The organism is Actinomadura macra NBRC 14102 (assembly GCF_001552215.1).
Classification (GTDB): domain Bacteria; phylum Actinomycetota; class Actinomycetes; order Streptosporangiales; family Streptosporangiaceae; genus Spirillospora; species Spirillospora macra.
On record NZ_BCQT01000004.1, the window covers coordinates 266504 to 288481 of the forward strand.

30 protein-coding genes are annotated in these 21978 nt (G+C 71.1%); 13 read left to right on the forward strand and 17 right to left on the reverse strand.

Translation table 11 applies throughout. The features are described from left to right. Nucleotides 1-13 precede the first annotated feature (13 nt). Genes gcvH through AMA02S_RS05975 form a run of 3 tightly spaced genes read left to right on the forward strand, consistent with a single transcriptional unit; the run spans nt 14 to nt 3105 of the window. Nucleotides 14-418: a glycine cleavage system protein GcvH gene (gene gcvH / locus AMA02S_RS05965; RefSeq protein WP_067452824.1), complete on the forward strand. Its 405-nt coding sequence runs from the start codon at nt 14-16 to the stop codon at nt 416-418. After that, nucleotides 415-1677: a serine hydroxymethyltransferase gene (glyA, locus tag AMA02S_RS05970; RefSeq protein WP_067452827.1), complete on the forward strand. Its 1263-nt coding sequence runs from the start codon at nt 415-417 to the stop codon at nt 1675-1677. The genes gcvH and glyA overlap by 4 nt, the downstream gene beginning before the upstream one ends. 54 nt (nt 1678-1731) lie before the next feature. Continuing rightward, on the forward strand, nt 1732-3105 hold the full coding sequence (locus AMA02S_RS05975; RefSeq protein WP_067452830.1) for an L-serine ammonia-lyase: 1374 nt from the start codon (nt 1732-1734) through the stop codon (nt 3103-3105). Between the two features lie 275 nt (nt 3106-3380). On the opposite strand, the gene amaP is transcribed toward AMA02S_RS05975, so the two are convergent. The 9 genes from amaP to AMA02S_RS06015 all read right to left on the reverse strand — a co-directional run bounded on the left by amaP (nt 3381) and on the right by AMA02S_RS06015 (nt 8503). Further along, the gene (gene amaP, locus AMA02S_RS05980; protein WP_067452833.1) at nt 3381-3941 is read right to left on the reverse strand and encodes an alkaline shock response membrane anchor protein AmaP; all 561 of its coding nucleotides are present in this window, start codon (nt 3939-3941) and stop codon (nt 3381-3383) included. Further along, complete coding sequence (locus AMA02S_RS05985) at nt 3941-4507, reverse strand: DUF6286 domain-containing protein (protein ID WP_067452836.1); 567 nt, start codon at nt 4505-4507, stop codon at nt 3941-3943. The genes amaP and AMA02S_RS05985 overlap by 1 nt, the downstream gene beginning before the upstream one ends. Next, nucleotides 4504-4908, reverse strand: a complete 405-nt coding sequence (locus AMA02S_RS05990) for an Asp23/Gls24 family envelope stress response protein (RefSeq protein WP_067452840.1) — start codon at nt 4906-4908, stop codon at nt 4504-4506. Before AMA02S_RS05990 ends, AMA02S_RS05985 begins: the two co-directional genes overlap by 4 nt. Continuing rightward, nucleotides 4905-5102 (reverse strand): hypothetical protein, encoded by a 198-nt coding sequence (locus tag AMA02S_RS05995; RefSeq protein ID WP_439951580.1) that lies wholly within the window; start codon nt 5100-5102, stop codon nt 4905-4907. The genes AMA02S_RS05990 and AMA02S_RS05995 overlap by 4 nt, the downstream gene beginning before the upstream one ends. Nucleotides 5103-5112: 10 nt before the next feature. Next, nucleotides 5113-5421 carry a hypothetical protein gene (locus AMA02S_RS06000; RefSeq protein ID WP_067452843.1) on the reverse strand — a complete coding sequence of 103 codons (309 nt, stop codon included), beginning with the start codon at nt 5419-5421 and terminating at the stop codon, nt 5113-5115. Continuing rightward, entirely contained in the window at nt 5418-5876 is a 459-nt protein-coding gene (locus AMA02S_RS06005) for an Asp23/Gls24 family envelope stress response protein (protein ID WP_067452846.1), read from the reverse strand. Before AMA02S_RS06005 ends, AMA02S_RS06000 begins: the two co-directional genes overlap by 4 nt. 122 nt (nt 5877-5998) lie before the next feature. After that, on the reverse strand, nt 5999-6160 hold the full coding sequence (locus AMA02S_RS41390) for a hypothetical protein (protein WP_157430410.1): 162 nt from the start codon (nt 6158-6160) through the stop codon (nt 5999-6001). 61 nt (nt 6161-6221) lie between these two features. Further along, nucleotides 6222-6893 carry a response regulator transcription factor gene (locus tag AMA02S_RS06010; protein WP_067452849.1) on the reverse strand — a complete coding sequence of 224 codons (672 nt, stop codon included), beginning with the start codon at nt 6891-6893 and terminating at the stop codon, nt 6222-6224. Then, nucleotides 6890-8503, reverse strand: coding sequence for a sensor histidine kinase (locus AMA02S_RS06015; protein WP_245667374.1), 1614 nt, complete (start codon nt 8501-8503; stop codon nt 6890-6892). The genes AMA02S_RS06010 and AMA02S_RS06015 overlap by 4 nt, the downstream gene beginning before the upstream one ends. A gap of 280 nt (nt 8504-8783) precedes the next feature. Here AMA02S_RS06015 and AMA02S_RS06020 point away from each other — a divergent pair, with 280 nt between their 5' ends. After that, on the forward strand, nt 8784-10169 hold the full coding sequence (locus AMA02S_RS06020; protein ID WP_245667396.1) for a cation:dicarboxylate symporter family transporter: 1386 nt from the start codon (nt 8784-8786) through the stop codon (nt 10167-10169). Nucleotides 10170-10213: 44 nt separating this feature from the next. Here the strand turns inward: AMA02S_RS06020 and AMA02S_RS06025 are convergent, their stop codons facing one another. The 5 genes from AMA02S_RS06025 to AMA02S_RS06045 all read right to left on the reverse strand — a co-directional run bounded on the left by AMA02S_RS06025 (nt 10214) and on the right by AMA02S_RS06045 (nt 14333). Further along, entirely contained in the window at nt 10214-10786 is a 573-nt protein-coding gene (locus AMA02S_RS06025; RefSeq protein ID WP_067452855.1) for a hypothetical protein, read from the reverse strand. 21 nt (nt 10787-10807) lie between these two features. After that, nucleotides 10808-11422 (reverse strand): DUF6286 domain-containing protein, encoded by a 615-nt coding sequence (locus tag AMA02S_RS06030; protein ID WP_067452857.1) that lies wholly within the window; start codon nt 11420-11422, stop codon nt 10808-10810. Between the two features lie 139 nt (nt 11423-11561). Then, the gene (locus AMA02S_RS06035) at nt 11562-12578 is read right to left on the reverse strand and encodes a right-handed parallel beta-helix repeat-containing protein (protein ID WP_067452860.1); all 1017 of its coding nucleotides are present in this window, start codon (nt 12576-12578) and stop codon (nt 11562-11564) included. A gap of 114 nt (nt 12579-12692) precedes the next feature. Further along, the gene (gene purU / locus AMA02S_RS06040; protein ID WP_067452863.1) at nt 12693-13553 is read right to left on the reverse strand and encodes a formyltetrahydrofolate deformylase; all 861 of its coding nucleotides are present in this window, start codon (nt 13551-13553) and stop codon (nt 12693-12695) included. A 174-nt stretch (nt 13554-13727) separates the two neighbouring features. After that, the gene (locus AMA02S_RS06045) at nt 13728-14333 is read right to left on the reverse strand and encodes a TetR/AcrR family transcriptional regulator (protein WP_067452866.1); all 606 of its coding nucleotides are present in this window, start codon (nt 14331-14333) and stop codon (nt 13728-13730) included. 106 nt (nt 14334-14439) lie between these two features. Here AMA02S_RS06045 and AMA02S_RS06050 point away from each other — a divergent pair, with 106 nt between their 5' ends. The 6 genes from AMA02S_RS06050 (at nt 14440) to AMA02S_RS42770 (ending at nt 18653) form a co-directional block, all read left to right on the forward strand. Further along, on the forward strand, nt 14440-15087 hold the full coding sequence (locus tag AMA02S_RS06050) for an FMN-dependent NADH-azoreductase (protein ID WP_067452870.1): 648 nt from the start codon (nt 14440-14442) through the stop codon (nt 15085-15087). After that, complete coding sequence (locus AMA02S_RS06055; RefSeq protein ID WP_067452873.1) at nt 15087-15419, forward strand: DMT family transporter; 333 nt, start codon at nt 15087-15089, stop codon at nt 15417-15419. Before AMA02S_RS06050 ends, AMA02S_RS06055 begins: the two co-directional genes overlap by 1 nt. Before the next feature lie 62 nt (nt 15420-15481). Beyond that, complete coding sequence (locus AMA02S_RS06060; RefSeq protein ID WP_067452876.1) at nt 15482-16411, forward strand: CE1 family esterase; 930 nt, start codon at nt 15482-15484, stop codon at nt 16409-16411. Between the two features lie 56 nt (nt 16412-16467). Beyond that, entirely contained in the window at nt 16468-17652 is a 1185-nt protein-coding gene (locus AMA02S_RS06065) for an amino acid deaminase/aldolase (protein WP_067453930.1), read from the forward strand. Between the two features lie 25 nt (nt 17653-17677). Then, entirely contained in the window at nt 17678-18346 is a 669-nt protein-coding gene (locus AMA02S_RS06070) for an SIMPL domain-containing protein (RefSeq protein WP_067452879.1), read from the forward strand. 31 nt (nt 18347-18377) lie between these two features. Further along, the gene (locus tag AMA02S_RS42770) at nt 18378-18653 is read left to right on the forward strand and encodes a zf-HC2 domain-containing protein (protein WP_067452882.1); all 276 of its coding nucleotides are present in this window, start codon (nt 18378-18380) and stop codon (nt 18651-18653) included. Here AMA02S_RS42770 and AMA02S_RS06080 read toward each other — a convergent pair. Then, nucleotides 18604-18915 (reverse strand): DUF3618 domain-containing protein, encoded by a 312-nt coding sequence (locus AMA02S_RS06080; protein WP_067452887.1) that lies wholly within the window; start codon nt 18913-18915, stop codon nt 18604-18606. The genes AMA02S_RS42770 and AMA02S_RS06080 overlap by 50 nt on opposite strands. Nucleotides 18916-19048: 133 nt before the next feature. Here AMA02S_RS06080 and bcp point away from each other — a divergent pair, with 133 nt between their 5' ends. After that, nucleotides 19049-19516: a thioredoxin-dependent thiol peroxidase gene (bcp, locus tag AMA02S_RS06085; protein ID WP_067452890.1), complete on the forward strand. Its 468-nt coding sequence runs from the start codon at nt 19049-19051 to the stop codon at nt 19514-19516. Nucleotides 19517-19569: 53 nt separating this feature from the next. On the opposite strand, the gene AMA02S_RS06090 is transcribed toward bcp, so the two are convergent. Then, entirely contained in the window at nt 19570-19938 is a 369-nt protein-coding gene (locus tag AMA02S_RS06090) for a hypothetical protein (RefSeq protein WP_067452893.1), read from the reverse strand. After that, nucleotides 19935-20231: a hypothetical protein gene (locus AMA02S_RS06095; RefSeq protein ID WP_067452896.1), complete on the reverse strand. Its 297-nt coding sequence runs from the start codon at nt 20229-20231 to the stop codon at nt 19935-19937. Before AMA02S_RS06095 ends, AMA02S_RS06090 begins: the two co-directional genes overlap by 4 nt. A 139-nt stretch (nt 20232-20370) precedes the next feature. Here AMA02S_RS06095 and AMA02S_RS06100 point away from each other — a divergent pair, with 139 nt between their 5' ends. Both AMA02S_RS06100 and AMA02S_RS06105 read left to right on the forward strand, forming a co-directional pair. After that, a complete protein-coding gene (locus tag AMA02S_RS06100; protein ID WP_084264705.1) occupies nt 20371-21651 on the forward strand; it encodes an NsdA family TPR-like regulatory protein in 1281 nt (426 codons plus the stop codon). Continuing rightward, entirely contained in the window at nt 21642-21950 is a 309-nt protein-coding gene (locus AMA02S_RS06105; protein WP_067452899.1) for a 4a-hydroxytetrahydrobiopterin dehydratase, read from the forward strand. The genes AMA02S_RS06100 and AMA02S_RS06105 overlap by 10 nt, the downstream gene beginning before the upstream one ends. Nucleotides 21951-21978 lie beyond the last annotated feature (28 nt).

Sequence of the window (21978 nt, forward strand, 5' to 3'; positions counted from 1 at the left end):
AGAGAGAAGAAACGTGAGCGTTCCCGAGCAGCTCCGCTACAGCGAAGAGCACGAGTGGGTCAACGGCCTCGGCCCCGCCCTGCACGTGCCCGAGGACGGCATCGTCACCGTCGGCATCACCGCGCACGCCGCCGACGCCCTCGGCGAGATCGTCTACCTCGAACTGCACTCGTCCGAGGGCGACTCCGTCGAGGCGGGCGAGCCCTGCGGCGAGGTGGAGTCCACCAAGTCCGTCAGCGACCTGTACGCCCCGGTCAGCGGCGAGATCACCGCGATCAACACCGCCGTCGTGGACGAGCCGAAGATCATCAATGACGACCCGTACGGCGAAGGCTGGATCTTCAAGGTCCGCCTGTCCGGGGAGCCGGGCGACCTGCTCGACGCCGCGGAGTACGGCAAGCTGATCGAGGAGAGCTGAACGTGGGCCTGCACGACCCGCTCGCCACGGCCGACCCCGAGGTCGCCGAGGCCGTCGGCGCCGAGCTGCGCCGCCAGCAGACCACCCTGGAGATGATCGCGTCGGAGAACTTCGCGCCCGTCTCCGTCCTGGAGGCCCAGGGCTCGGTCCTGACCAACAAGTACGCCGAGGGGTACCCCGGCCGCCGCTACTACGGCGGCTGCGAGTACGTGGACGTCACCGAGCAGCTCGCCATCGACCGGGCCAAGTCCCTGTTCGGCGCCGAGCACGCCAACGTCCAACCGCACAGCGGCGCCCAGGCCAACACCGCGGTTTACTTCGCCCTGCTCCAGCACGGCGACACGATCCTCGGCCTCGACCTGGCGCACGGCGGGCACCTCACCCATGGGATGCGGCTGAACTACTCGGGCAAGGTGCTGAACGTGGTGCCCTACCACGTCCGCGCCGAGGACGGCCTGGTCGACATGGACGAGGTCGCCGCCCTCGCCACCGAGCACCGCCCGAAGATGATCGTGGCGGGCTGGTCGGCGTACCCGCGCCAGCTCGACTTCCCGGCCTTCCGCAGGATCGCCGACTCGGTCGGGGCGCTGCTCATGGTCGACATGGCGCATTTCGCCGGCCTTGTCGCCGCCGGCCTGCACCCCTCCCCCGTGCCGCACGCGGACATCGTCACGACCACCACGCACAAGACGCTCGGCGGTCCCCGCGGCGGCCTGATCCTCGCCCGCGAGGAGTACGGCAAGAAGATCAACTCGGCGGTGTTCCCCGGCATGCAGGGCGGCCCGCTGGAGCACGTGATCGCGGCCAAGGCGGTCGCACTCAAGATCGCCGCGTCCGACGAGTTCCGCGCGCGGCAGGCCGCCACCGTCGAGGGCGCCCGGATCCTTGCCGACCGCCTCCTCGCCGAGGACTCGGCCAAGGCCGGCGTCAGGGTGCTGACCGGCGGCACCGACGTGCACCTCGTCCTGGTCGACCTGGTCGGCTCCGATCTCACCGGGCGCGACGCCGAGGACCGGCTGCACGACATCGGCATCACCGTCAACCGCAACGCCGTCCCCAACGACCCGCGCCCGCCCATGGTCACCTCGGGTCTGCGGATCGGCACCCCCGCCCTCGCCACCCGCGGCTTCACCGCCGCGGACTTCACCGAGGTCGCGGACGTGATCGCGCTGGCCCTCCAGCCGTCCTTCGACCGGGACGCGCTCGCGGCCCGGGTGCGGGCGCTCGCGGACGCGCATCCCCTGTACCCGGACCTGTAAGCGCCAGCCGCCCCCTCCGCACCGCGCGGAGGGGGCGCTACAAAGAGGTAGCCCATGGCCATCAGTGTTTTCGACCTCTTCAAAATCGGGATCGGTCCCTCCTCGTCCCACACCGGTGGTCCCATGGCGGCGGCGCACCGCTTCGCGCGCGGTCTCCACCAGGACGAGCTGCTGGAGAAGGCCACGTCCGTCCAGGTGATCCTCTACGGTTCCCTCGGCCTCACCGGCAAGGGGCACGGCAGCGACAAGGCCGTCATGCTGGGCCTCGAAGGCGACAAGCCCGAACTCGTCGACGTGGACGGGGTGGAGGAGCGCCTGGCCGGGATGCGCGAGCGCGGCGTCATCACCCTCTTCAACGACCACGAGATTCCCTTCGTGGTCAACGAGCACCTCGTCTTCGAGCGCAAGAAGTCGCTGCCGGGCCATCCCAACGGGATGCGGTTCACCGCATTCGACGAGTCGGGCGACACGCTGAGCAGCAAGGTCTACTACTCGGTCGGCGGCGGCTTCATCGTGGACGAGAACGCCACCGGCGCCGACCGCATCAAGCCGGACGACACCGTCCTGCCCCATCGTTTCGACACCGCCACCGAACTCCTCGAACGCTGCCACGAGACGGGACTGTCCATCTCCGCGCTCATGATGGAGAACGAGCAGGCGTTCGGCCGCTCGCCCCAGGAGATCCGCGAGGACCTGCTGAGGCTCTGGCAGGTGATGCGCGCCTGCGTGACCCGCGGCTGCGCCCGCGAGGGCCTCCTGCCCGGCGGGCTCAAGGTCCGTCGCCGCGCCCCGCAGTTGCACCGACAGCTGGCCGTCGAGAAGCCGTCCGACCCTCTGCACGCCATGGACTGGGTCACCCTCTTCGCACTGGCCGTCAACGAGGAGAACGCCGCCGGCGGCCGTATCGTCACCGCCCCCACCAACGGCGCCGCGGGCATCATCCCCGCCGTCCTGCACTACTACGACCGGTTCGTTCCCGGCCGCGACGACGAGGGCGTCGTCCGGTTCCTGCTCACCGCCGGCGCGATCGGCGTGCTGTTCAAGCAGAACGCCTCGATCTCCGGCGCCGAGGTCGGCTGCCAGGGCGAGGTCGGCTCCGCGTGCTCGATGGCCGCGGCCGGCCTCACCGAGGTCCTCGGCGGTACCCCCGAACAGGTCGAGAACGCCGCCGAGATCGGCATCGAGCACAACCTCGGCCTCACCTGCGATCCCGTCGGGGGCCTGGTCCAGGTGCCCTGCATCGAGCGCAACGCGGTCGGCGCGATCAAGGCCATCAGCGCCGCCCGTATCTCGCTGCGCGGCGACGGCCGCCACTTCGTCTCCCTCGACAAAGCGATCAAGACGATGCGCGACACCGGCCGCGACATGTTGGACAAATACAAGGAGACAAGCCGAGGCGGCCTAGCCGTCAACGTAATCGAGTGCTGACCCCCAGTGGTCACCTCACTGCAATCAACACACCACCCGGGGGCCGCGACGGTACGCCGCAGCCCCCGGGCCATCGGGCCACTCTACGGAAGGGGCCCATGCCGTGGTGTGTCAGTTCCCTCCATGCGTCGAAAAGCCCCTCAGCGGAGCCGCCCGAACCTCATGGTCGGCCAACACCGCCTCCTTACCGGCTGTACGCCATCTCGACGTCACGGACACTTTGGACACTAGCCACATAGAGCGATATATGCCCCCAATAGGCTTCAAAGGTGTCGTCAAGCGTCCGAGACGAGGCGGAGCCGGACGACGGCCGGGACCTCCTCGCGCTCCAGGGCGAGGCACAGGCGGCGCAGCGCCTCGTCCGCTATGCGCTGCCGCAGTTCGGAGAGGTCGGCGCGCCTGCTGTACGCCACGTTGAGGCGCAGCTTCGGGTTCCTGGACGTGCCGAGCAGGCGTGCGCGCGCGCTTCGGACGCCCGGGTACTCCTCGATCTCCGCCTCCAGCGCGTCGGTCACCGCCTTGGCCGGCAGGTGCGTCGTGCCGTCGCCGCCTTTCGGCTCCAGCGTGAGAGCCGGCAACCTGGAGGAGCGTCCCTGGGCCAGCAACCAGGCCAACCCCAAGAGGGCGAGGACGACGCTCGCCACGGCTACGGCGGGCCAGAACCACGACTGGTCGTTCACGTAGTCGTGCACCCGGGTGCTGAGCACCGGGGAGGACGCCCGGCCGTCGCCGAAGGCGCCGAGCCCTCGCGCGAGCGCCGCGGCGCCCGGGATCGCGAGGAGCAGGCCGAGCAGGATGAGGCCCGTCCGGTTGAGGTGGGCGGGACGGCGGTCCATCAGCCCTCCCGGAGCTTGACCCGTACCGACACCGACCGGTCGGGCACTGGCTGGAGCCGGTCGAGCCGGTCACCAACGGCGGCGCCGATGCGTTCGCCCAGATCCGCCGACTCGCGGACGGGCGTCTCGGCGACGACCCGCACACGGCGGCGGCGCAGCTTCACCCGGCGCACACCGGACACGCCCGGCGCCTCCTCCGCGGCCGAGGCGAGGGCGCCCTTCAGGCCGCGCCGGGTCACGCCCATCAGCAGCGCCGGGTCCTCGCCGTGCAGGGGGACGACGCGGGTCCGGCCCGGCAGCAGCCCGGCCAGCAGGAAGATCAGCCCGAGCAGCGTCAGCCCGCCCGCTGCCGCGAGAAAGGACAGGTCCTCCCACGCGGTGTCCTCCGCCCAGTCCCGGACGCGCTCGTAGGGGACGATGTGCGCGGCCTCCCCGGCCCAGGCGGTGATGATCTCCACGGCGGTGATCACACCGGCGGCGGCGAGCAGCAGCGCGGCGAGCAGCCCGAGCCACACCCGGCGCGAACGGAACGCGTGCCGGGCCGCCCGGTCGGCGCGAGCGATCATGACACGGTCCTCTCCACGACCGGGTGCCGCAGCTCGGCGACCTCGATGTCCACCTGCCGGACGGTCAGGCCGGTCAGATCCTCCACCCGTCCGCGCACGCTCTCCCGGACGCGGTGGGCGACCGTCCGCACCGGCCGCGGGTAGGCGACCGACAGCGCCATCCGGACGGTGACGATCCCGGCGTCCACCCGGACGTCGGTGTGGGCCGGGCGCCGCCCCGGCACGGGCACGCCGAGGACGGTCCGCGCGAGCCCGCCGGTGTCCTCGATCTCGTCCGCCACTTTCGCCACGATCCGCGCCACGGCCCGGTCGCTGATGGTCGTCTTGCCGCGTTCGAGGGGGGCGGACGCTTCGGGATCGTCGTCGCCCGTGCTCGCGTCTGGGTGTTCGGGTCGCGTCATCGTGGACGCTTGCCGGAGTTCCGGGACGACAGGAGCTGACCGATGTCGAGGTCGCCCTCCACGGCGCGGCCGACGAGGAAGCCGAGGGCGCCCAGGAAGAGGACGATGAAGAAGGCGCCGAAGCCGCCGAACGCACCCGCGAAGCCGAGGGCGGTACCGAAGGCCAGGCCGACCAGGGGCCACAGAACTCTCATCGCGATCATCTCATTCCACATCGCCGACCAGGACGTCGACCGGACGGTCGCCGGCGAGGGGGCGGACGCGCCGGCGCACGTCGGCGGCCGTCTCGGGGAACGGACGTCGCCCGCGGGCGACGATGCCCACCTCGACGCGGTCCTGATGGACCGCCACACCGGCGAAGGGCAGACCGGCCCGGTAGGTCACGATGCGGGCGTGTGGGCCCGCGGTGAGGGACGGAACGTCCGGGCAGGTGAGCGCGGCGTCCGCGATCCGCTCGGCCTGCGTTCTGGCGGGCGCGGTCTCGGCGTCCGGGGTCGTCTCGGGCGTGATCATCGCACCCGGGGCTGGTCGGAGTCGGACTCGCGCTCGTTCTCGCCCTCGACGTAGATGTCCTCCACGTCGATGTTGACCTCGACGACCTCCAGCCCGCACATGTGCTCGACCTCGCCGATGACGTTGTCGCGCACCGCGTTGGCCAGTTCGGGGATGGACACCCCGTAGTCCACGACGAGGTCGAGGTCGACGGCGGCCTGCCGCTCGCCGACCTGGACGGACACGCCGCGGTTGGCGCTGGAACCGGGCAGCCGCTCCCGGACGTTGCCGAGCGCCCCGCCGTCGCCCATCGCGTGGACGCCGCCGACATCGCTCGCGGCCCGGCTCGCGATCTTGGCGACGACACCGTCGGCGATGTGCGTCTTGCCGCCGGACGTGACGAGACCGCCGCCCGAGTCGCCTCCCGAAGCCGCTACGGCGGCCCCGACTCCCGTGCTCTTCCGCTCCTCGCTCACGGCACCCCCCGATGCGTCTGCTATGTGCAGTTGATGCTCGCGGGGGATCGGGATAAAACCAAACGGCAGGTCAACGCCGCTTTACCGGGGGCCCAGCGGCGCGCTGGACCCCCGGGTCGCCCCTACTTCTCGAACATCGCCCGCATCTTCTTGGCGGCGTCGCTCAGCTTCCTCTTCTCGGCGCCGGTGTCCTTCTTGGTGCGGGCTTCGCGCCGGTTCTCGTCCGCCGGCTCCGCAGCCTCGGTCCGAACCCGTTCCGTCTCGCGGCCAGCCTTGTCGTTCACGACAACTCCCCCGTGTCACTGACGAATCGTTCGCCCTTTAAGTACCCCAGCCGGCGATCGTCTATCCGGGGTAGAAGCGGAGCTCGGGCCGTCCGATCTGGCCGTAGTGGGGACGGCGGCGCGCGAGCCCGTTCTCGGCGAGGTATTCCAGGTAGCGGCGGGCGGTGACGCGGGAGACGCCGGTGAGATCGGCGGCCGCGGCGGCCGACAGCCCGTCCGGCGCCCCGGCGAGGGCCTCGGTGACGGCCTGGAGCGTCTCGCTGCTCATCCCCTTGGGCAGCGAACGGTGGCCGGGGGTACGCAGCGTGGCGAGCATCCCGTCGACGTCGGCCTGCCCGGCGACCTCTCCCGCCCGTGCGGCCTGCTCGCGGAACCGCGCGTACTGGTCGAGCTTGTCGCGCAGTGACGCGAACGTGAACGGCTTCAGCAGGTACTGGACGACCCCGACCGACACCGCCGTGCGGATCACCGCGAGGTCCCGCGCGGACGTCACGGCGATCACGTCCACGTCCCGTCCCCCGGCGCGCAGCGCGCGGCAGACCGTGAGGCCGTGGGTGTCGGGCAGGTAGAAGTCGAGCAGGACGACATCGACCTTGGTCCGCTCGCAGAACCGCAGCGCGTCCGCGCCGGAGTGCACGACGCCCGCGACCGTGAACCCGGCGACGCGCTCGACGTAGGTGCGGTGCGCCTCGGCGGCCACCGGGTCGTCCTCCACCACCAGGACCCTGATCATCGCGGATCCAGGGGCAGCCGGACGCTGAACACCGCGCCCGTGCCGGAGCCCGTGCCGGAGCCCACCTGGATGGTGCCGCCGTGCCGCCGGACGGCCTGCCCGGCCAGCGCGAGCCCGAGCCCGTGGCCGACCGGCCCGCCGGACGACTTGGTCGTCCAGCCGCGCCGGAACATCTCCGGGACGGCGTCGGGGTCCACCCCCCGCCCGCTGTCGGACACCTCCAGCACGAGCTCCGATCCTTCCGTACGGGCGGTGACGGTGACGCGCGGAGGACGGACGTTCCCGCCCTCGATGGCGGCGTCCACCGCGTTGTCGATGAGGTTGCCGAGGATGGTGACGAGGTCGCGGGCCTCGACGGCGTTCTCGACCGCGGTGTCCTCGGTGATCACGAACTCGACGCCGCGCTCGGCGGCCTCGGCGGACTTGCCGAGCAGCAACGCGGCCAGCACCGGCTCGGTCACCGACCCGACGACGCGGTCGGTGAGCCGCTGCGCGGTCTCCAGTTCGGCGGTCGCGAAGCCGACGGCCTGCTCGGGGCGTCCGAGCTCCACCAGGGACACGACGGTGTGCAGCCGGTTGGCGGCCTCGTGCGCGTGGGAGCGCAGCGACTCGGCAAAGCCGCGGACGGTGTCGAGTTCGCCGGTCAGGCCTTGCAGCTCGGTGTGGTCGCGCAAGGTCACCACGTTGCCCATCGCCCGGTCCCTCGACCGGACGGGCGAGGTATTGACCACCAGGATGCGCGTGTCGCCGATATGGATCTCGTCCGGTCTCGGCTCCGCGGAGGCGAGCGCGGCGGCCAGCTCGTTCGGCAGGCCGAGCGTGGCGACCGGGCGCCCGCGCGGGTCGGCGGGCAGGCCGAGCAGGTCGCGGGCGGCGTCGTTGCACAGCACGACCCGTCCGGAGCGGTCGAGCAGCAGGAGTCCCTCGCGGACCGAATGCAGGATCGCCTCGTAGTACTCGAACATCTCGCGCAGCTCGCCGGGTGCGACGCCCCGCGTCTGGCGGCGCAGGCGCGCGGACACCAGGTAGGTGCCCGCCATGCCCGCGCCCAGCACCGCCAGGGCGATCGCGACCAGCAGGACGAGGCGCTGGCGCAGTTCCGCCGACATCGCCTCGATCGTGATGCCGACCGCGACCAGCGCCACGACCCGCCGCCCCTTCCCGAAGACGGGTGTGACCGTGCGCACGGACGGCCCCAGCGTGCCGGTGTAGGTCTCGGTGAACGGGCGCCCGGCGAGCGCGGGGGCCGTGTTGCCGATGAACCGCTGACCGATTCTGGCCGGGTTCGGGTGGGTGTAACGAATCCCCGCAGGGCTCATGATCGTAATGAAGTCGACGCCTGTGTCGCGGCGGACGCGCTCCGCATACGGCTGGAGGGTCCGGCTGGGGGAGGACGTGGTGAGCGCGCGGCGGATATCGGGCGCGTCGGCGATGGTCGCGGCGACCACCGTCACCGTCTGCGTGGCGCGGTCGTCGACGGTCCGGCCCGCGTCGAGATAGGCGAGCGTCACGCCGACCACCACGAGCAGCCCGACGATGACCGCCTGCAGCGCGAGAAGCTGCCGCGCCAGGCTCCAGCGGTCGGGCACCGTCCATGCGGGACGCCGCACTCTCGCACCTCTCGTCTCGTCCACACCGTGAACGAAATGTACACAAGCGTGACCACGGTCACAGGACCGCGCATAGTCACGAGTGCACAGACCCAGCCACCGACCATGCTCCCACCCCTGCGCGGCCTCCACTGGCGCAGGCGCCCGAAGTGTGCATGCGCTAGTCCCCCGCCGGCGCATGGGCGTCTGCCAAGCCGCAGGCCCGTTTGGGATCCGCGCCCCGCCCCGGGCGCGGGTCCCAAGCGGGTGGCCCGAGCACAGGGAGACAGCTTTGCCCGATGTGTCCGACAGTGCCGCCGCACCGGACCGCTCCCGCCCTGATCGCTCCCGCCCTGATCGCGTCCACTACCTGTATCTCGCGGTTGTCGTGGCCGTCGTGCTCGGCGTGGCGATGGGCGTTGCCGCACCGGACGTCGCGGTCGAACTCAAGCCGCTCGGCACCGCGTTCGTCAACCTGATCAAGATGATGATCTCGCCGATCATCTTCTGCACGATCGTGCTCGGCATCGGCTCGGTGGCGCAGGCGGCGAAGGTCGGCAAGGTCGGCTTGGTCACGATCGGCTATTTCCTGGTGATGTCGACCTTCGCGCTCGCCATCGGGCTCGCGGTCGGCAACCTGCTGCACCCCGGCGAGGGCGTCCACCTGGACCCGTCCGCGGTGGCGACCGCCCACGAGCAGGCGGAGGACGCCGAGGGCACCACCGACTTCCTGCTCGGGATCATCCCGTCCACGCTGGTGTCGGCGCTGACCGGCGGTCAGGTGCTCCAGACCCTGCTCGTCGCGCTGCTCGTCGGGTTCGGGCTCCAGGGTCTCGGACCCGCGGGCGAGCCGATCCTGCGCGCCGTCGAGCACGCGCAGCGGCTGGTGTTCCGAATCCTGGCCATGATCATGTGGGCGGCGCCGGTCGGAGCGTTCGGTGCCATCGCCGCCGTGGTCGGCGCGAGCGGGTGGTCCGCGCTGCGCAGCCTCGCGGTGATCATGCTGGGCTTCTACATCACCTGCGTGGTCTTCGTGTTCGTCGTACTCGGTGCGGTGCTGTGGCTGACCACCCGGGTGAACATCCTGTCGCTGCTGCGCTATCTCGCCCGCGAGTTCCTGCTGATCCTGTCGACCTCGTCGTCGGAGTCGGCGCTGCCCAGGCTGATCGCCAAGATGGAGCACCTCGGGGTGAGCCGCCCGGTCGTCGGGATCACCGTCCCGACCGGGTACTCCTTCAACCTGGACGGCACCGCCATCTACCTGACGATGGCGACGCTGTTCATCGCGTCCGCGCAGGACGAGCCGCTGTCGGTCGGCGCGCAGATCCCGCTGCTGCTGTTCATGATCGTCGCGTCCAAGGGCGCGGCGGGCGTCAGCGGCGCCGGGCTCGCCACCCTCGCGGGCGGCCTCCAGTCACACAAGCCCGCGCTGGTGGACGGCGTCGGGTTCATCGTCGGCATCGACCGGTTCATGTCGGAGGCGCGCGCGCTGACCAACTTCGCGGGAAACGCCGTCGCGACCGTTGTGATCGGTCAATGGACGGGCGAGTTCGATGCCGTGAAGGCCGGGCACGTCCTCGGCGGCGCGGATCCGTTCAACGAGGCCACCTTGCTGGACGACGCCCCCGCCGCGCACGACCCCGTGTACGGGCCTCAGACGGACGGGCGGACCACCGCGGCCGCCTGACCGCACAGACGACCGCCTAGCGCCGGCGCCCCCCGCTCCCGGCGCTAGGCGGTCTCCATCCGCGGCCCCCGCCGCGGCCGGGAGAACGCCGGGCGGAGCCTGACCAGCACCGGCAGATCAGGCATTCCGACCGTCCGCCGATACCGCTCGACCGGGCCCGCGCCCAGTTCGCCGTACACCTCGCCGAGGACGGAGTCGCCCTCGCACGTCACGGTCACCACGAGCCGCGGCCGGGTGAGAGTGCCGGTGAGGCGGATGCGCGGGTCGCTGACGCCGGGCAGCGCCGCGGCGTCCCGCGCCAGGTCGGCGGCGGCGGAGCGAGCGAGATCGCGGGTTCTCGGGTCGAGGTCCGGCCGCCACTGCTGGACGAGGGCGCGGCCCTGGACGACCAGCCAGAGCTGCCCGGCCAGCGACAGCAGTTCGGTGACGGCCGCGGCGGCCGGCAGGAACCATTCGCTGCCGCCCGCGAACCGGACCAGCGCCGGGTCGAGCGGCGGCCGGGCCGCGAGGCCGCCCGGCCCTGCGGACAGGCCGTCCAGTCCCCCGAGCCCGAGCACCAGGGCGGCGGCTCCGCAGCTGAACAGCACCGCTCCGGTCACCGCCAGTGCGGCCCTCATGTCAGTTCCTCCGCCGGCATGTCAGTCCTTCCGCCAGCTCAGCCGGACATCCACGGGCGGCCGGTACATCGGCTCGATGCCGTCCAGCCGGTCGTCGACCGCGCAATGGACGAGCTCCTCCAGGTTCGCGGGGTTGCGGTAGCGGGTCGCGGCGCGGACGACGACCCGCCTGCGGAACACGCCCGCTCCCCGGACCCGGGCGCGCTCGATCCCCGGGACGCCCAGCGCCGCGTCCGCGAGGGAGCGGCGGAGCGCGGTACGGCCGAGGACGCCGGCGAGCCGCGGGTCCGAGCCGTCCAGCGGCACGCCGCGCAACCGGCCGGGCACCGCCGCCAGCAGCAGGGCGAGCCCGATGATCGTGAGCACCCCCGCACCGACCCGCACCCCGGGATGCCGCCAGGGCAGCCGCCCGAGAACGTCCACCACGCGGCCCGCGCCCGGTACGGGGTGGACGCCGGAGCCGAGCGCGGCGGCCAGCAACTCGATCGCGGCGGCCCCGCCGACGACGGTCACCAGCAGCGCGGCGACCAGCCCGGCGAACGCCCGGCGCGGCCGGAGCTCCCGTGTGGCGAGCCGCCGCGCCTGCTGCCTGCTCTGCGTTTCGTGGATCAGGTCCCTGACCAGAGATTCGGCCATCGCCACCCCCGTGAGCCATTGGCACGTTCGGACATCTGGCACGTCCGGACATCGCTACCCATGGTGAGGCAATGTCACGCGGAGTGAAACTCGCCATGCCGACATCCCGCACATCCGCCGTGGATTTCACGTGCGGGGCTCAGGGGGCATAGGCATTGCCGGGGCCGACCTTGATCGGGTCCGGGGTGCAGGCGCCCCGCTTGCCGCGCTTGTCCCAGTCCACGGGCCGGCCCTTGAAGCTCTTGACGCGCCCCGGCCGCGGATACACCGTGCCGTAGGTGTTCCCGGCGAAGTAGTTGTCCTTCCCGCAGACGGGGTCGCGGGGGAACATGAAGTAGGAGAACAGCCCGTACCAGCCGGTGGTGCGGAACCGGTTGCCGATCACCCGGTTGCCGCTCGCCCCGTCGCTCGCCCGGACGGGATCGCCGCTGATCTTGAAGAACGTGTTGCCGGACACGGTGTTCCGGCTCGCGCCGTTGGAGAAGTAGACGCCGTGGATGCGGCTGTAGCTCGCCGGCTTCCTGTTCTCCAGCTCCCGGAAGTCGTTGCCCTGGATCGTCATGTTCCACGAGTTGTACATGTGGACGGCGCCGTACCCCTCGGCACCGTCCGCGTGGCGGGTGCCGAGCCTGCGGAAGACCATGTTCCGGACCGAACCGCCCGTGATCCTCTTCCCGGACGCCTTGTCGCCTCTGAACAGGATCCCGCCGGCGGTGTAGTTCTGGACGGTGATACCGCTGACGTGCGTCTTCGCGCTCCCGGCACGCACCGTCAGCCAGTAGCCGTCACGGCCGCCCCCGTCGTAGACGACCCGGCCCGTCCCCTTCTCCGGCCGGATCACGATGTCGCCGCCCGCCGGCGAGTACGTCCATTCGACTGACTCGTCCCGATACGTTCCACCCTGGACGAGGACCGTCCCGGTGGACGCGCCCTTCTCCTCCAGCACCTGCTGGGCCTCCGCCAATGACGAGACCGTGAGCCCCGCCTTCTGCCGGGCACCGCCGTCCGGGGCCACGTGGACGACGACCTTCCCGCCCTCGCCCGCGCCGGTCGGTGCAGCCCGGTGAGGGGCGGGCTCCAAGGCCACCGCGCCCAGCGCTCCAACGGCCACCGCGGCGGTGGTGGCCGAGCCGATCAGCATCCCGCGCCTGCGCATAGTCCGACTCCTCGCTCCATCGACTGATCGGCAAGGACGCTACGGAGCAGGAATGCGCCGCCCTAGGGCCCTAGGACCCCGGGTGGCGCGGGCGAAGACCCCAAGCGGGACGGTTCAGCGGAAGACGACCGTCCGGTCACCGTTGAGCAGGACGCGGTGCTCGGCGTGCCAGCGGACGGCGCGGGCCAAGGCCAGGCATTCAACGTCGCGCCCTACGGCCACCAGTTCCTCGGGACTGTGGGTGTGGTCGACACGCGCGACTTCCTGCTCGATGATCGGCCCCTCGTCCAGGTCAGCGGTGACGTAGTGGGCGGTCGCGCCGATCACCTTGACGCCGCGGGCGTGCGCCTGGTGGTAGGGGCGGGCGCCCTTGAAGCTCGGCAGGAACGAGTGGTGGATATTGATGATCATGCCGGGGAGTTTGGCGCAGAAGTCGTCCGACAGGATCTGCATATAGCGGGCGAGGACCACCAGGTCGACGCGGTAGTGCTCGACCAGGGTGAGGACCTCGGCCTCCTGCGCCGCCTTGCCGCCCGTGCCGACCGGCAGATGGTGGTAGTCGATCCCGTACGACTGGGTGAGCGGCCGCAGGTCCGGATGGTTGGACGCGACGGCGGCGATGTCGATGTCGAGCAGCCCGGACCGCTGCCGGTAGAGCAGGTCGTTCAGGCAGTGCCCGCCCTTCGACACCATGATCAGCACGCGCGGGCGGAACGCGAGGTCGTGCAGGTGCCACTGCAGACCGAGCTCGGAGGCCAGGGACGCGAACGCGCCGCGCAGCTCGTCGGCGTCCGCGCCCGGGGTGGCGCCGGGCGTCCCCGCGAACTGCACCCGCATGAAGAACGTGTCGGACTCGCGGTCGCTGAACTGCTGGCACTCCAGGATGTTGCACCCGCGCTCGGCCAGCAGCCCCGAGACGGCGGCGACGATTCCCGGCCGGTCGGGGCACGACAGGGTCAGCACATATTCGGTCACGGTGTCTCTCTAGCCGCGGTCAATGGTGAACCTGGGCCGCTGGGCACGGAACCGCAGCTCAGAGCCCGAAAGAGCCCAGGACGATTGGTACGAGCTTACGTGCCGCCGCACCGTCCTGCTCCCGTTCCCGACCGAGCTGTATCTCAAAGTAACCAAGCCGTCACGCAAACACGCTCAGGTAGATATCAACCCAGCCAGCTGGGTGAGGGCGGTGGTGATCTCCGCGGGGGTGCGGCCTTGGGCGCGCTGGTGGGCGTAGAGCTCGGACGCAAGGGGCGCGAGGAGCACGTCGGCGAGCGCGTCCGGGCCGGGGACGCCGGCGGTGGCCAGCAGCATCCGGACGTGGGCGCGCCAGAACCCGTACGCACCGGTGGTCAGCCGCGTGCCGCCGGCCTCGGCGCCGAGGACGAGGTCGATGTGCGCTTCGAGCAACTCGACCATGGCGGCGTAGAAGGCGGCGAGGCGCTCGGCAGGCGGGGCGCCGGGGCCGAGGGGCGGGTCACCGCGCAGCAGCCGCTCCTGGAGGCGGCGCTCGTGCTCGTCCAGTAGCGCGAGGGCGATGGAGGTCGTGTCGGGGTAGCGGCGGTAGAGCGTGCCGCGCCCGACGCCCGCGGCCTTGGCGATGTCGTCCATGGTGACGGCGCGCGGATCGCCGGCGGCGAACAGGCCGGCCGCGGCATCGAGGACCCGCGTCCGGTTGCGGGCGGCGTCGGCGCGTTCGCGGGGGCGGGCGTCCCCGCCCGCCGGACGGCCGGTGAGCAGGTCGGTGCGGCGTTCCATCCCGCCGACTGTAACCGACGAAACAAGAAGTGGACAAGGTGTCCACATTCGGGTTAGAGTCAGCGCCGGGAATCAACCGGACATGCTGTCCACTTAAAGGAGAATCATGACCACGCTGCTGCACCTGGACTCCAGCGCCCGGCGCCGCTCCGTCAGCCGGGAGGTCGGGGACGCGTTCGCCGCCGCCTGGCGGGAGGCGAACCCGGACGGCCACTACGTCCACCGCGACCTGGCGGCCGATCCCGTGCCCTTCATCGGCGAGGCGTGGACGGACCTGTGCGACTACGTCCTGGCCAACGGGATCACCGAGATCGCCCGCTACAAGGAGGCCGTCCGGACGCCGGACCAGGCCGCGGCGTGGGCGGTCCTTGAGCCGCTGCTGGACGAACTGGTCGCCGCCGACGTCGTCCTGATCGCCACGCCCATGTACAACTTCTCCGTCCCGGCCTCCCTCAAGGCGTGGATCGACCAGGTCACGTTCCCGCGGATGTCGCTGGCCGGGCGGCGGTTCGTGATCGCCTCGGCGCGCGGCGGCTCGTACGCGCCCGGCGCGCCCCGCGAACCGTATGACCACCAGGAGCGGTTCCTCCGCGACTTCATCGCCGGGCACTTCGGGGTGGAGGACGTGGCGGGGGTGGCCGCCGAACTGGTGAACAGCCGCCTCGACCCGGCGCTGGAGCGGCTGCGCGCCGTCCACGAGCAGTCGTACGCGGACGCGCTGCGGACGGCCCGCACACTCGGGGCGGAGTACTGATGGGCTGGATTCTGCTCGGGCTGGCCGGGCTCGTCGAGATCGCCTTCTCGCAGAGCATCCGCCCGACGGAGAGCTTCACGCGTCCGCTGCCCACGCTCGTGTGCTTCGCGCTCGGCGCCTTCTCGATCTATCTGCTGTCGCACGCGATGCGCACGCTGCCGGTCGGCACCTCGTACGCGGTGTTCACCGGGATCGGCGCGGTCGGCGCCATCGCGCTCGGCATCGTCGTCCAGAAGGACCCGGTCAGCGCCGGACGGGCGGCGGCGCTCAGCCTGATCATCGCCGGGATCGTCCTCGCCCGCGCCACCACCCCGGAGACCGGGTCGTCGTAGTGCCGGCACTTTCGTCTACTGGTGAGTAGTTTGTGGGACGGCGTCGAGGTTACCTTGCCTCCATGCGGCGATTCGTGTGCCTGGCGATGGCGGTCACCCTCGTCCTTGCGGGATGCACCGAATCCAAGGGCGCCAAGGGACGCGACGACGCACGCCCTACCGAGATCGACGGGATTCCGACCAGTGCGGGCACGCACAAGCGGAAGCTGGACGTCGGCACCATCGGACACCGCGAATACCTGCTGCACGTCCCGTCCAAAATAGCGCGAGGCACCTGGCGGGACGGCCGGCCGGCCGACCCGCCCGCGCTCGTCATCGCGCTGCACGGCGGGCTCGCCACCATGGGGCGAATGCGGACGCTGACCGGGTTCGACGGCCTGGCCGACGAGAAGGGCTTCCTCGTCGCCTACCCCGACGGGTTCATGACGACGTGGAACGCCGGGGACTGCTGTGGCCCGGCCAAGCTCGCGCACACCGACGACGTCGGGTTCCTGAGCAAGCTGATCGGCGAGTTGACCGGCGCCGGGCTCGCCGATCCGGACCGCGTCTACGTCACCGGCTTCTCCAACGGCGCGGGGATGGCCTACCGGCTGGCCTGCGAGAAGCCCGCCGAGGTCGCGGCGATCGGGGTGGTCGAGGGGGCGCTGGTGACCCGTTGCGACCCGAACCGTGCGGTCTCAGCGATGATCTTCCATGGAACGGCCGACCGGAGCGTCCCGTTCCACGGTGGGGGCCGGCGCGACATCAACGACGGGCGGCCGTTTCCGCCCGTCTCGTCCGCGGTGGACTTCTGGCGCAAGGTCGATGGCCTGCCAGAACTCGGCGCGCGGGTGCGCACCCCGGGCCGCGGCACGGAGTGCGCGAGCACCGGCAAGGGACGGGGCGGCGCCGAGGTGACCTTCTGCAAGATCGATGGCGGGACGCACGCATGGCCGTCTGGAGCGACCGCCATGCTGTGGGACTTCTTCGCCGCGCACCCGCGTGCCCGGTGAGCGGGCATATATGAGATCTTTTCATATTAGGACGGTAGGCTGGCGGGGTGACCGCCATGAACCTCCGGGACCGCTACGACGCCGCGACCTCCGGTCTTGAGGCGCCGCTCGCCGTCGTCGATCTCACCGCCCTGCGCGCGAACGCCGCCGCTCTCGTCCGCCGCGCCGCCGGCAAGCCCATCCGGGTGGCGAGCAAGTCGGTGCGCTGCCGTGCCGTCCTGGAGGAGGTCCTCGCCATGGACGGGTTCGCCGGGATCATGGCGTTCACCCTCCCCGAGGCCCTCTGGCTGGTGCGGGAGGGAGTGAGCGACGACGTCCTCGTCGCCTACCCGACCACCGACCGCACCGCGCTGTCGGCCCTCGCCGCCGACCCCGCAGCGGCCCAGAAGATCACGTTGATGACCGACTCCCCCGCGCATCTGGACCTGATCGAGGACGCGACGGACGGCCGCCGGATCCGGGTGTGCATCGATATCGACGCCTCGTACCGCCCGCTCGGCGGCCGGGTCAGGATCGGCGCCCTGAGGTCGCCGCTGCACACGCCCGCGCAGGTGGGCGCGCTCGTTGAGCTGATCCTCAAGCGTCCCTCCCTCGCCCTCGTCGGGCTGATGGCCTACGAGTCGCAGATCGCCGGCGTCGGGGACCTCCCACCTGGACGGCCCGCCCGCGCGCGCGCCATCCGCGCCATGCAGCGCCGGTCCAGGATCGAGCTGGCCCGGCGCCGCGCCACGATCGTCCGCGCCGTCCTCGACCTCACCGAACTGGAGTTCGTCAACGGCGGCGGCACCGGCAGCGTCGAGTCGACCGCGGCCGAGCGCGCCGTCACCGAGGTCGCCGCCGGGTCCGGGCTCTACCATCCGCACCTGTTCGACCAGTACTCCGGCTTCACCGGACGGCCCGCCGCGCTGTTCGCGCTGCCCGTCGTCCGCCGGCCCCGCCCCGGCGCCGTCACCTGTCTCGGCGGCGGCTACCTCGCCTCCGGCCCCGCCGACCACCTCCGCCTGCCCCAGCCCTACCTGCCGAGCGGGCTGTCCTACAACCCCGACGAAGGCGCTGGCGAGGTGCAGACCCCGCTGCTCGGCCGCGCCGCCGACCTGCTCGACATCGGCGATCGGGTCTGGTTCCGGCACACCAAGGCCGGCGAGCTGTGCGAGCGGTTCGCCGCCCTGCACCTCATCGAGGGCGACCGGTTCGTCCGGACCGTCCCCACCTACCGGGGCGAGGGACACACCTTCCTCTGACCAACGGCCGGATAGGTTGGGCGATATGAGCGACGCTCCCCTGATCAGTGTCCGCGGCGAGGCCGTGCTGGAGGTCGAGCCCGAGATCGCCCGGCTGTCGGTGTACGTCCAGTCGCACGAGAACGACCGGCGCACCGCGCTCGACCGCCTCGTCGAGCGCAACCAGCAGTGCCTCGACCTCGTCAAGTCCTACGGCGACGCGGTGGAGAAGCTGGAGACCGGTGGCCTGTCCATCACCCCGTTGCTGCGCCACCGGCGCCGTGAGGGCGACATCCGCGCCTACCAGGGCACCAGCTGGATCAAGATCACCGTGTGTGACTTCGCGGTGCTCGGCGAGCTCGTGACGCGCCTCGGCGATCTGGAGCGCACCGCCGTCAACGGCCCCGACTGGGCGCTGCGGCGCGACAGCGAGGTCTACGCGCGGGCCGCCCGGCAGGCCGCGCACGAGGCCGTCGCCCGCGCCCGCAGCTACGCCGAGGCGCTCGGTGCCCGGCTCACCGGCCTCGTCGAGCTGGCGGACGAGGGGCTCACCAGCAACGACGCCGGCGGCGGCCCGGTCACGCTGGCCGCCGCGTACGGGGCCGCGCCCGGCTCCCAGGATCAGCCCGAGGCGATCGACCTGGAACCGGCCTCGCAGATCGTCCGCGCCGCCGTGGAGGCCCGCTTCACCGCCACGGCCCCCACCCTGGACTGAACGGGGCCGCGCCCGTCCCCGTACTGAGGGCGTGGGACTAACGAACTGCGGCGCGTACCGTCTCGGCCTCGGCGTCTACGCCCTCGGGCGGCTCGTCGGCGCGGAGGCCGACGCGCTGTCGACCCACCTGGCCGGCTGCCCGCGGTGCCGCGCCGAACTGGCCGAGCTGCGCGGCGTCGCCGACGTGCTCGCCAGGACGCTCCCGGCACGGCGAGGCGCCGGCCGCGGACCGCGCACCGGCGCCCGGGCGACCAGGCTCAGCGGCGTCTGCGCCTACGGCGCCACAGGACGAGGGCGGTCACGGTGACCGCCGCCCCGACCCCCGCCAGCACGAGCCGCTTGTCGAGCTGACCTGGCCCGCCGTCGTCGTCCTCGCCGTCCGACCGCACGATCGACCGGGCCGCCTGCACGACCTGGGCGGCCTCCTCCTTGAGCCGCTCGGCGCCCCGATGCGCGACGTTCCTCGGGTTGACCCGGTCGGCGAGCTCGTCGATCGTGCGGGCGAGCTCCAGCCGGGTCCGCTCGATCTCCCGCTCCAGCGCCTCCGGGTCGCGGGCCCTGTCAGCCATGCCGTGTCCTATCGTCTCGGGCGACGCATGATCCGAACAGTCTTGCAGGTCTTCCCCCGCGGCGCCCGCCCGCACCCGTGCCGGTCTTGAGCGGTACCGTTGCATCCACCAACCGAGCGAAAGGCGGAACAGGGTGTCCGAGCGGCTGCAGCCGGGCGACGTCGCCCCCGATTTCGAGCTTCCCGACGCGGACGCCTCCCCGGTGTCGCTGGCCTCACTGCGCGGGAGGCGCGTGATCCTCTACTTCTACCCGGCCGCCATGACGCCCGGCTGCACGAAGGAGTCGGTCGACTTCCAGAGCAGCCTCGCCGACCTGGACTCCGCTGGCGTCACCGTCGTCGGTGTCTCCCCGGACGACCCCGCCAAGCTCGCCAAGTTCCGTGAGAAGGAGGGCCTGACCTTCCCCCTCCTGTCCGACCCCGACACGAAGGTCCTGCGGGCCTACGGCGCGTACGGCGAGAAGAAGCTGTACGGCAAGACGGTCGTGGGTGTGATCCGCTCCACCTTCATCATCGATCCCGAGGGCAAGGTCGAGAAGGCGTACTACAACGTGAAGGCCACCGGCCACGTCGAGCGCCTCCGCCGCGACCTCAACGTCTGAGGGGCCGCAAGAGGACACGTCCCTCCGGAGTGCGCACTTCTCCCGCTCGTCCATCATGTTCGCCTCAGCCAGATCCGGACTCGGCTGAGGGGACAGCGCGAGGGCGTGTCCCGCTGTGCGGTGGTGGCCGCTCGTCGGACGGTCGCGGCCATGGCGTGCGGGGTGAGCCGCGCGCCGATCCGCGCGACCGCTCCGGGGAGGTCGTGACAGGGGGCGAGCGGGTCGCCGGTGGAGGCGATGAACCAGGGCACCCCGCCCTCGTCCACCTGGACAAGGACGCTCTCCCCGATCGTGGGGAGGCTGGGACAAAGGACATGCAGCCGCGGGGGAGGTTGATCGTAGCGGCGGCGCACCGTCCACCCCTCGGTGGCCAAGACCCGCGCGAGCAGATCGAGATACGGAGCAGCGATTCCTGCGGTCATGGCGCGGGAGTCAGGTGCCCCGCGACGATCACGGCGGCGTCGACGATGTGCTCGGCCTCGGCGATCGGCTCCCCGTTCACGTCGAAGAACCACATCCGGTCTTGATCGGTGACCCGCGGCTTGCACGTGATCGTCTGAGTCGCGCCCGTGGGATCGTCCGGCCTGGTCACGATGATGGCCAGCGGGCTGGCGCGCAGTTCCGTAGCGAACCCGCGCCCCTGCAAGGCGTTCATCAGCATGTGAAGCCGCGGATAGGAATGCCGGTGTTCCGTCCCGTCAAAGGTGCCTGCCATGGCCCGTCTCCTGACGTGATTCACGTGGTGTTTCGGTCACTGTCAGTGAACATGTGGCGCGTGCCACATCGGGAGATGGATGATTAGGGGTGGCAGGGGGCGCGCGCCCCCTGCCTTCGACGATCGGAGGGTGCCTCGCATGTCCCCGGACAAGAAGGCCATCGGCGCACATCTGCGCGAGGTCCGCGAAGCACCGCCGTACTGGTCACGCGCCGACCTGGCGCGGCTCTTGCGTCAGGCGTCCGACCCGCTCGATCGGCCGAATCTGCCGCACGTCAAGACGCTCGCCGAGATGATCAAAAACTGGGAGTACGGGAAGTACACGCCCAACCCTCGGTACCGGGTCCTGTACTGCCGCGTCACGGGGAAGAATGAGGACGAGCTGTTCGGCGCTGACGTGGACGGACGGATTTCCCGTCGTGACGGCCTGTTACGGGAACCCGCTGCCGATATAGCGCTTCCCCAGCGGCTTTCCGACCCAATTGCCCCGGAGCTGGCGGACTACTTTGTCGAGCAGCTCGCCGGGCACTACCGCGCTGATCGCTATCTTGGTGCCCTACGGCTCATCCCTACCGGCATGGCTCAGTACGAACTGCTATGTGACCTGGCGAATGCCGCGCGAGGGACGCTCCGGCCGCGACTATGGTCCCTGGCCACCGGCTATGCCGCGTTCCTCGGCTGGACCTACCAGGACGGCGGCGACATCGACCGGTCCGCGTACTGGCACGACGTGATGCTTGAGCGCTCACATCGATCCCACGATCTAAATCTCGTGGCGTTCGCGCTGCACAACAAAGCGATGCTGCATGCCGACCTCCTCGACGGCCCCGGCGCCCTCGATCTCGCTCGCGCCGCCCTGGTGAAACAAGACACGCTTACGCCCAAGGTCCGGGTTCTGGCGTTGCAACAGGCGGCGCATGCCATGTCTTTGATCGGCGGGCAAGGCGCACGCGACGAGTGTGCCCGCCTGCTCGATGAGGCTGCCGCATTGGTCGATCAAGTGGATGACCCTTATCCGTGGGGCGGCGCCTGTCTCACTTCGCACTACCTTGACATCCAGCGGGCGACCTGCCTGGTACGGCTCGCGGCGCCCGCTGAGGCATCGGCGAATCCGTCGGCCGCCGCTGAGGCTCTGGCAATCTGGGAGCGGATCATGCCCGACCTGTTGACCGCCGACGCACGCCGGGACGTGGGCGTATTCCGTGCGCGGCAGGCACAGGCGTACGCCCTCCAGGGCGAGCCCAGGCAGGCCGTGCGCCTTGCTCGCGAAGTCGTCCAGGCCGCTGATGAGACGGGCTCAGGCCGGATGCGGAGCGAACTTCGAGGGCTCGCGGCGTACATGAGACCGTGGGCGCTGGAGCAATCGGGACAACAGCTCTCGGAGATGCTCGCCCCCATGGGAGGAAGCACGTGGCTCTGAGGACGCCCCTGCCCGCGGACCAGGTCGCCGAGCGGCTCGGCCAGACCGGGTGGTCGGGAGACACCACCGAGATCCACCGAACATTCGCAGTTGAATACGACATCGCGATGAGGATCGTCGCCGAGGTCGCCGAAGCCGCGGTGGAGTTGGAGCACCGACCCGACATCGATATCAGGTGGGATCGGCTGCACTTCGCGATGACCACTCACACGGCGGGCGATGTGGTCACTGAACTCGACTTCAAAACGGCGGAACGGATCAACGAGATCGCTCGGCGCCATGGGGCCGCCCCGGCCTAGGCATCGCCAAGCGATGCACCGGCGCCCA

Excerpts from the sequence above, each read along its gene's own strand:
- AMA02S_RS05975 (WP_067452830.1), top strand. The coding sequence starts at position 1,732 with ATGGCCATCAGTGTTTTCGACCTCTTCAAAATCGGGATCGGTCCCTCC.
- amaP (WP_067452833.1), bottom strand. The coding sequence starts at position 3,941 with ATGGACCGCCGTCCCGCCCACCTCAACCGGACGGGCCTCATCCTGCTC.
- AMA02S_RS05985 (WP_067452836.1), bottom strand. The coding sequence starts at position 4,507 with ATGATCGCTCGCGCCGACCGGGCGGCCCGGCACGCGTTCCGTTCGCGC.
- AMA02S_RS05990 (WP_067452840.1), bottom strand. The coding sequence starts at position 4,908 with ATGACGCGACCCGAACACCCAGACGCGAGCACGGGCGACGACGATCCC.
- AMA02S_RS05995 (WP_439951580.1), bottom strand. The coding sequence starts at position 5,102 with ATGAGAGTTCTGTGGCCCCTGGTCGGCCTGGCCTTCGGTACCGCCCTC.
- AMA02S_RS06000 (WP_067452843.1), bottom strand. The coding sequence starts at position 5,421 with ATGATCACGCCCGAGACGACCCCGGACGCCGAGACCGCGCCCGCCAGA.
- AMA02S_RS06010 (WP_067452849.1), bottom strand. The coding sequence starts at position 6,893 with ATGATCAGGGTCCTGGTGGTGGAGGACGACCCGGTGGCCGCCGAGGCG.
- AMA02S_RS06025 (WP_067452855.1), bottom strand. The coding sequence starts at position 10,786 with ATGAGGGCCGCACTGGCGGTGACCGGAGCGGTGCTGTTCAGCTGCGGA.
- AMA02S_RS06030 (WP_067452857.1), bottom strand. The coding sequence starts at position 11,422 with ATGGCCGAATCTCTGGTCAGGGACCTGATCCACGAAACGCAGAGCAGG.
- AMA02S_RS06035 (WP_067452860.1), bottom strand. The coding sequence starts at position 12,578 with ATGCGCAGGCGCGGGATGCTGATCGGCTCGGCCACCACCGCCGCGGTG.
- AMA02S_RS06045 (WP_067452866.1), bottom strand. The coding sequence starts at position 14,333 with ATGGAACGCCGCACCGACCTGCTCACCGGCCGTCCGGCGGGCGGGGAC.
- AMA02S_RS06050 (WP_067452870.1), top strand. The coding sequence starts at position 14,440 with ATGACCACGCTGCTGCACCTGGACTCCAGCGCCCGGCGCCGCTCCGTC.
- AMA02S_RS06055 (WP_067452873.1), top strand. The coding sequence starts at position 15,087 with ATGGGCTGGATTCTGCTCGGGCTGGCCGGGCTCGTCGAGATCGCCTTC.
- AMA02S_RS06060 (WP_067452876.1), top strand. The coding sequence starts at position 15,482 with ATGCGGCGATTCGTGTGCCTGGCGATGGCGGTCACCCTCGTCCTTGCG.
- AMA02S_RS06065 (WP_067453930.1), top strand. The coding sequence starts at position 16,468 with ATGAACCTCCGGGACCGCTACGACGCCGCGACCTCCGGTCTTGAGGCG.
- AMA02S_RS06070 (WP_067452879.1), top strand. The coding sequence starts at position 17,678 with ATGAGCGACGCTCCCCTGATCAGTGTCCGCGGCGAGGCCGTGCTGGAG.
- AMA02S_RS06080 (WP_067452887.1), bottom strand. The coding sequence starts at position 18,915 with ATGGCTGACAGGGCCCGCGACCCGGAGGCGCTGGAGCGGGAGATCGAG.
- AMA02S_RS06090 (WP_067452893.1), bottom strand. The coding sequence starts at position 19,938 with ATGACCGCAGGAATCGCTGCTCCGTATCTCGATCTGCTCGCGCGGGTC.
- AMA02S_RS06095 (WP_067452896.1), bottom strand. The coding sequence starts at position 20,231 with ATGGCAGGCACCTTTGACGGGACGGAACACCGGCATTCCTATCCGCGG.
- AMA02S_RS06100 (WP_084264705.1), top strand. The coding sequence starts at position 20,371 with ATGTCCCCGGACAAGAAGGCCATCGGCGCACATCTGCGCGAGGTCCGC.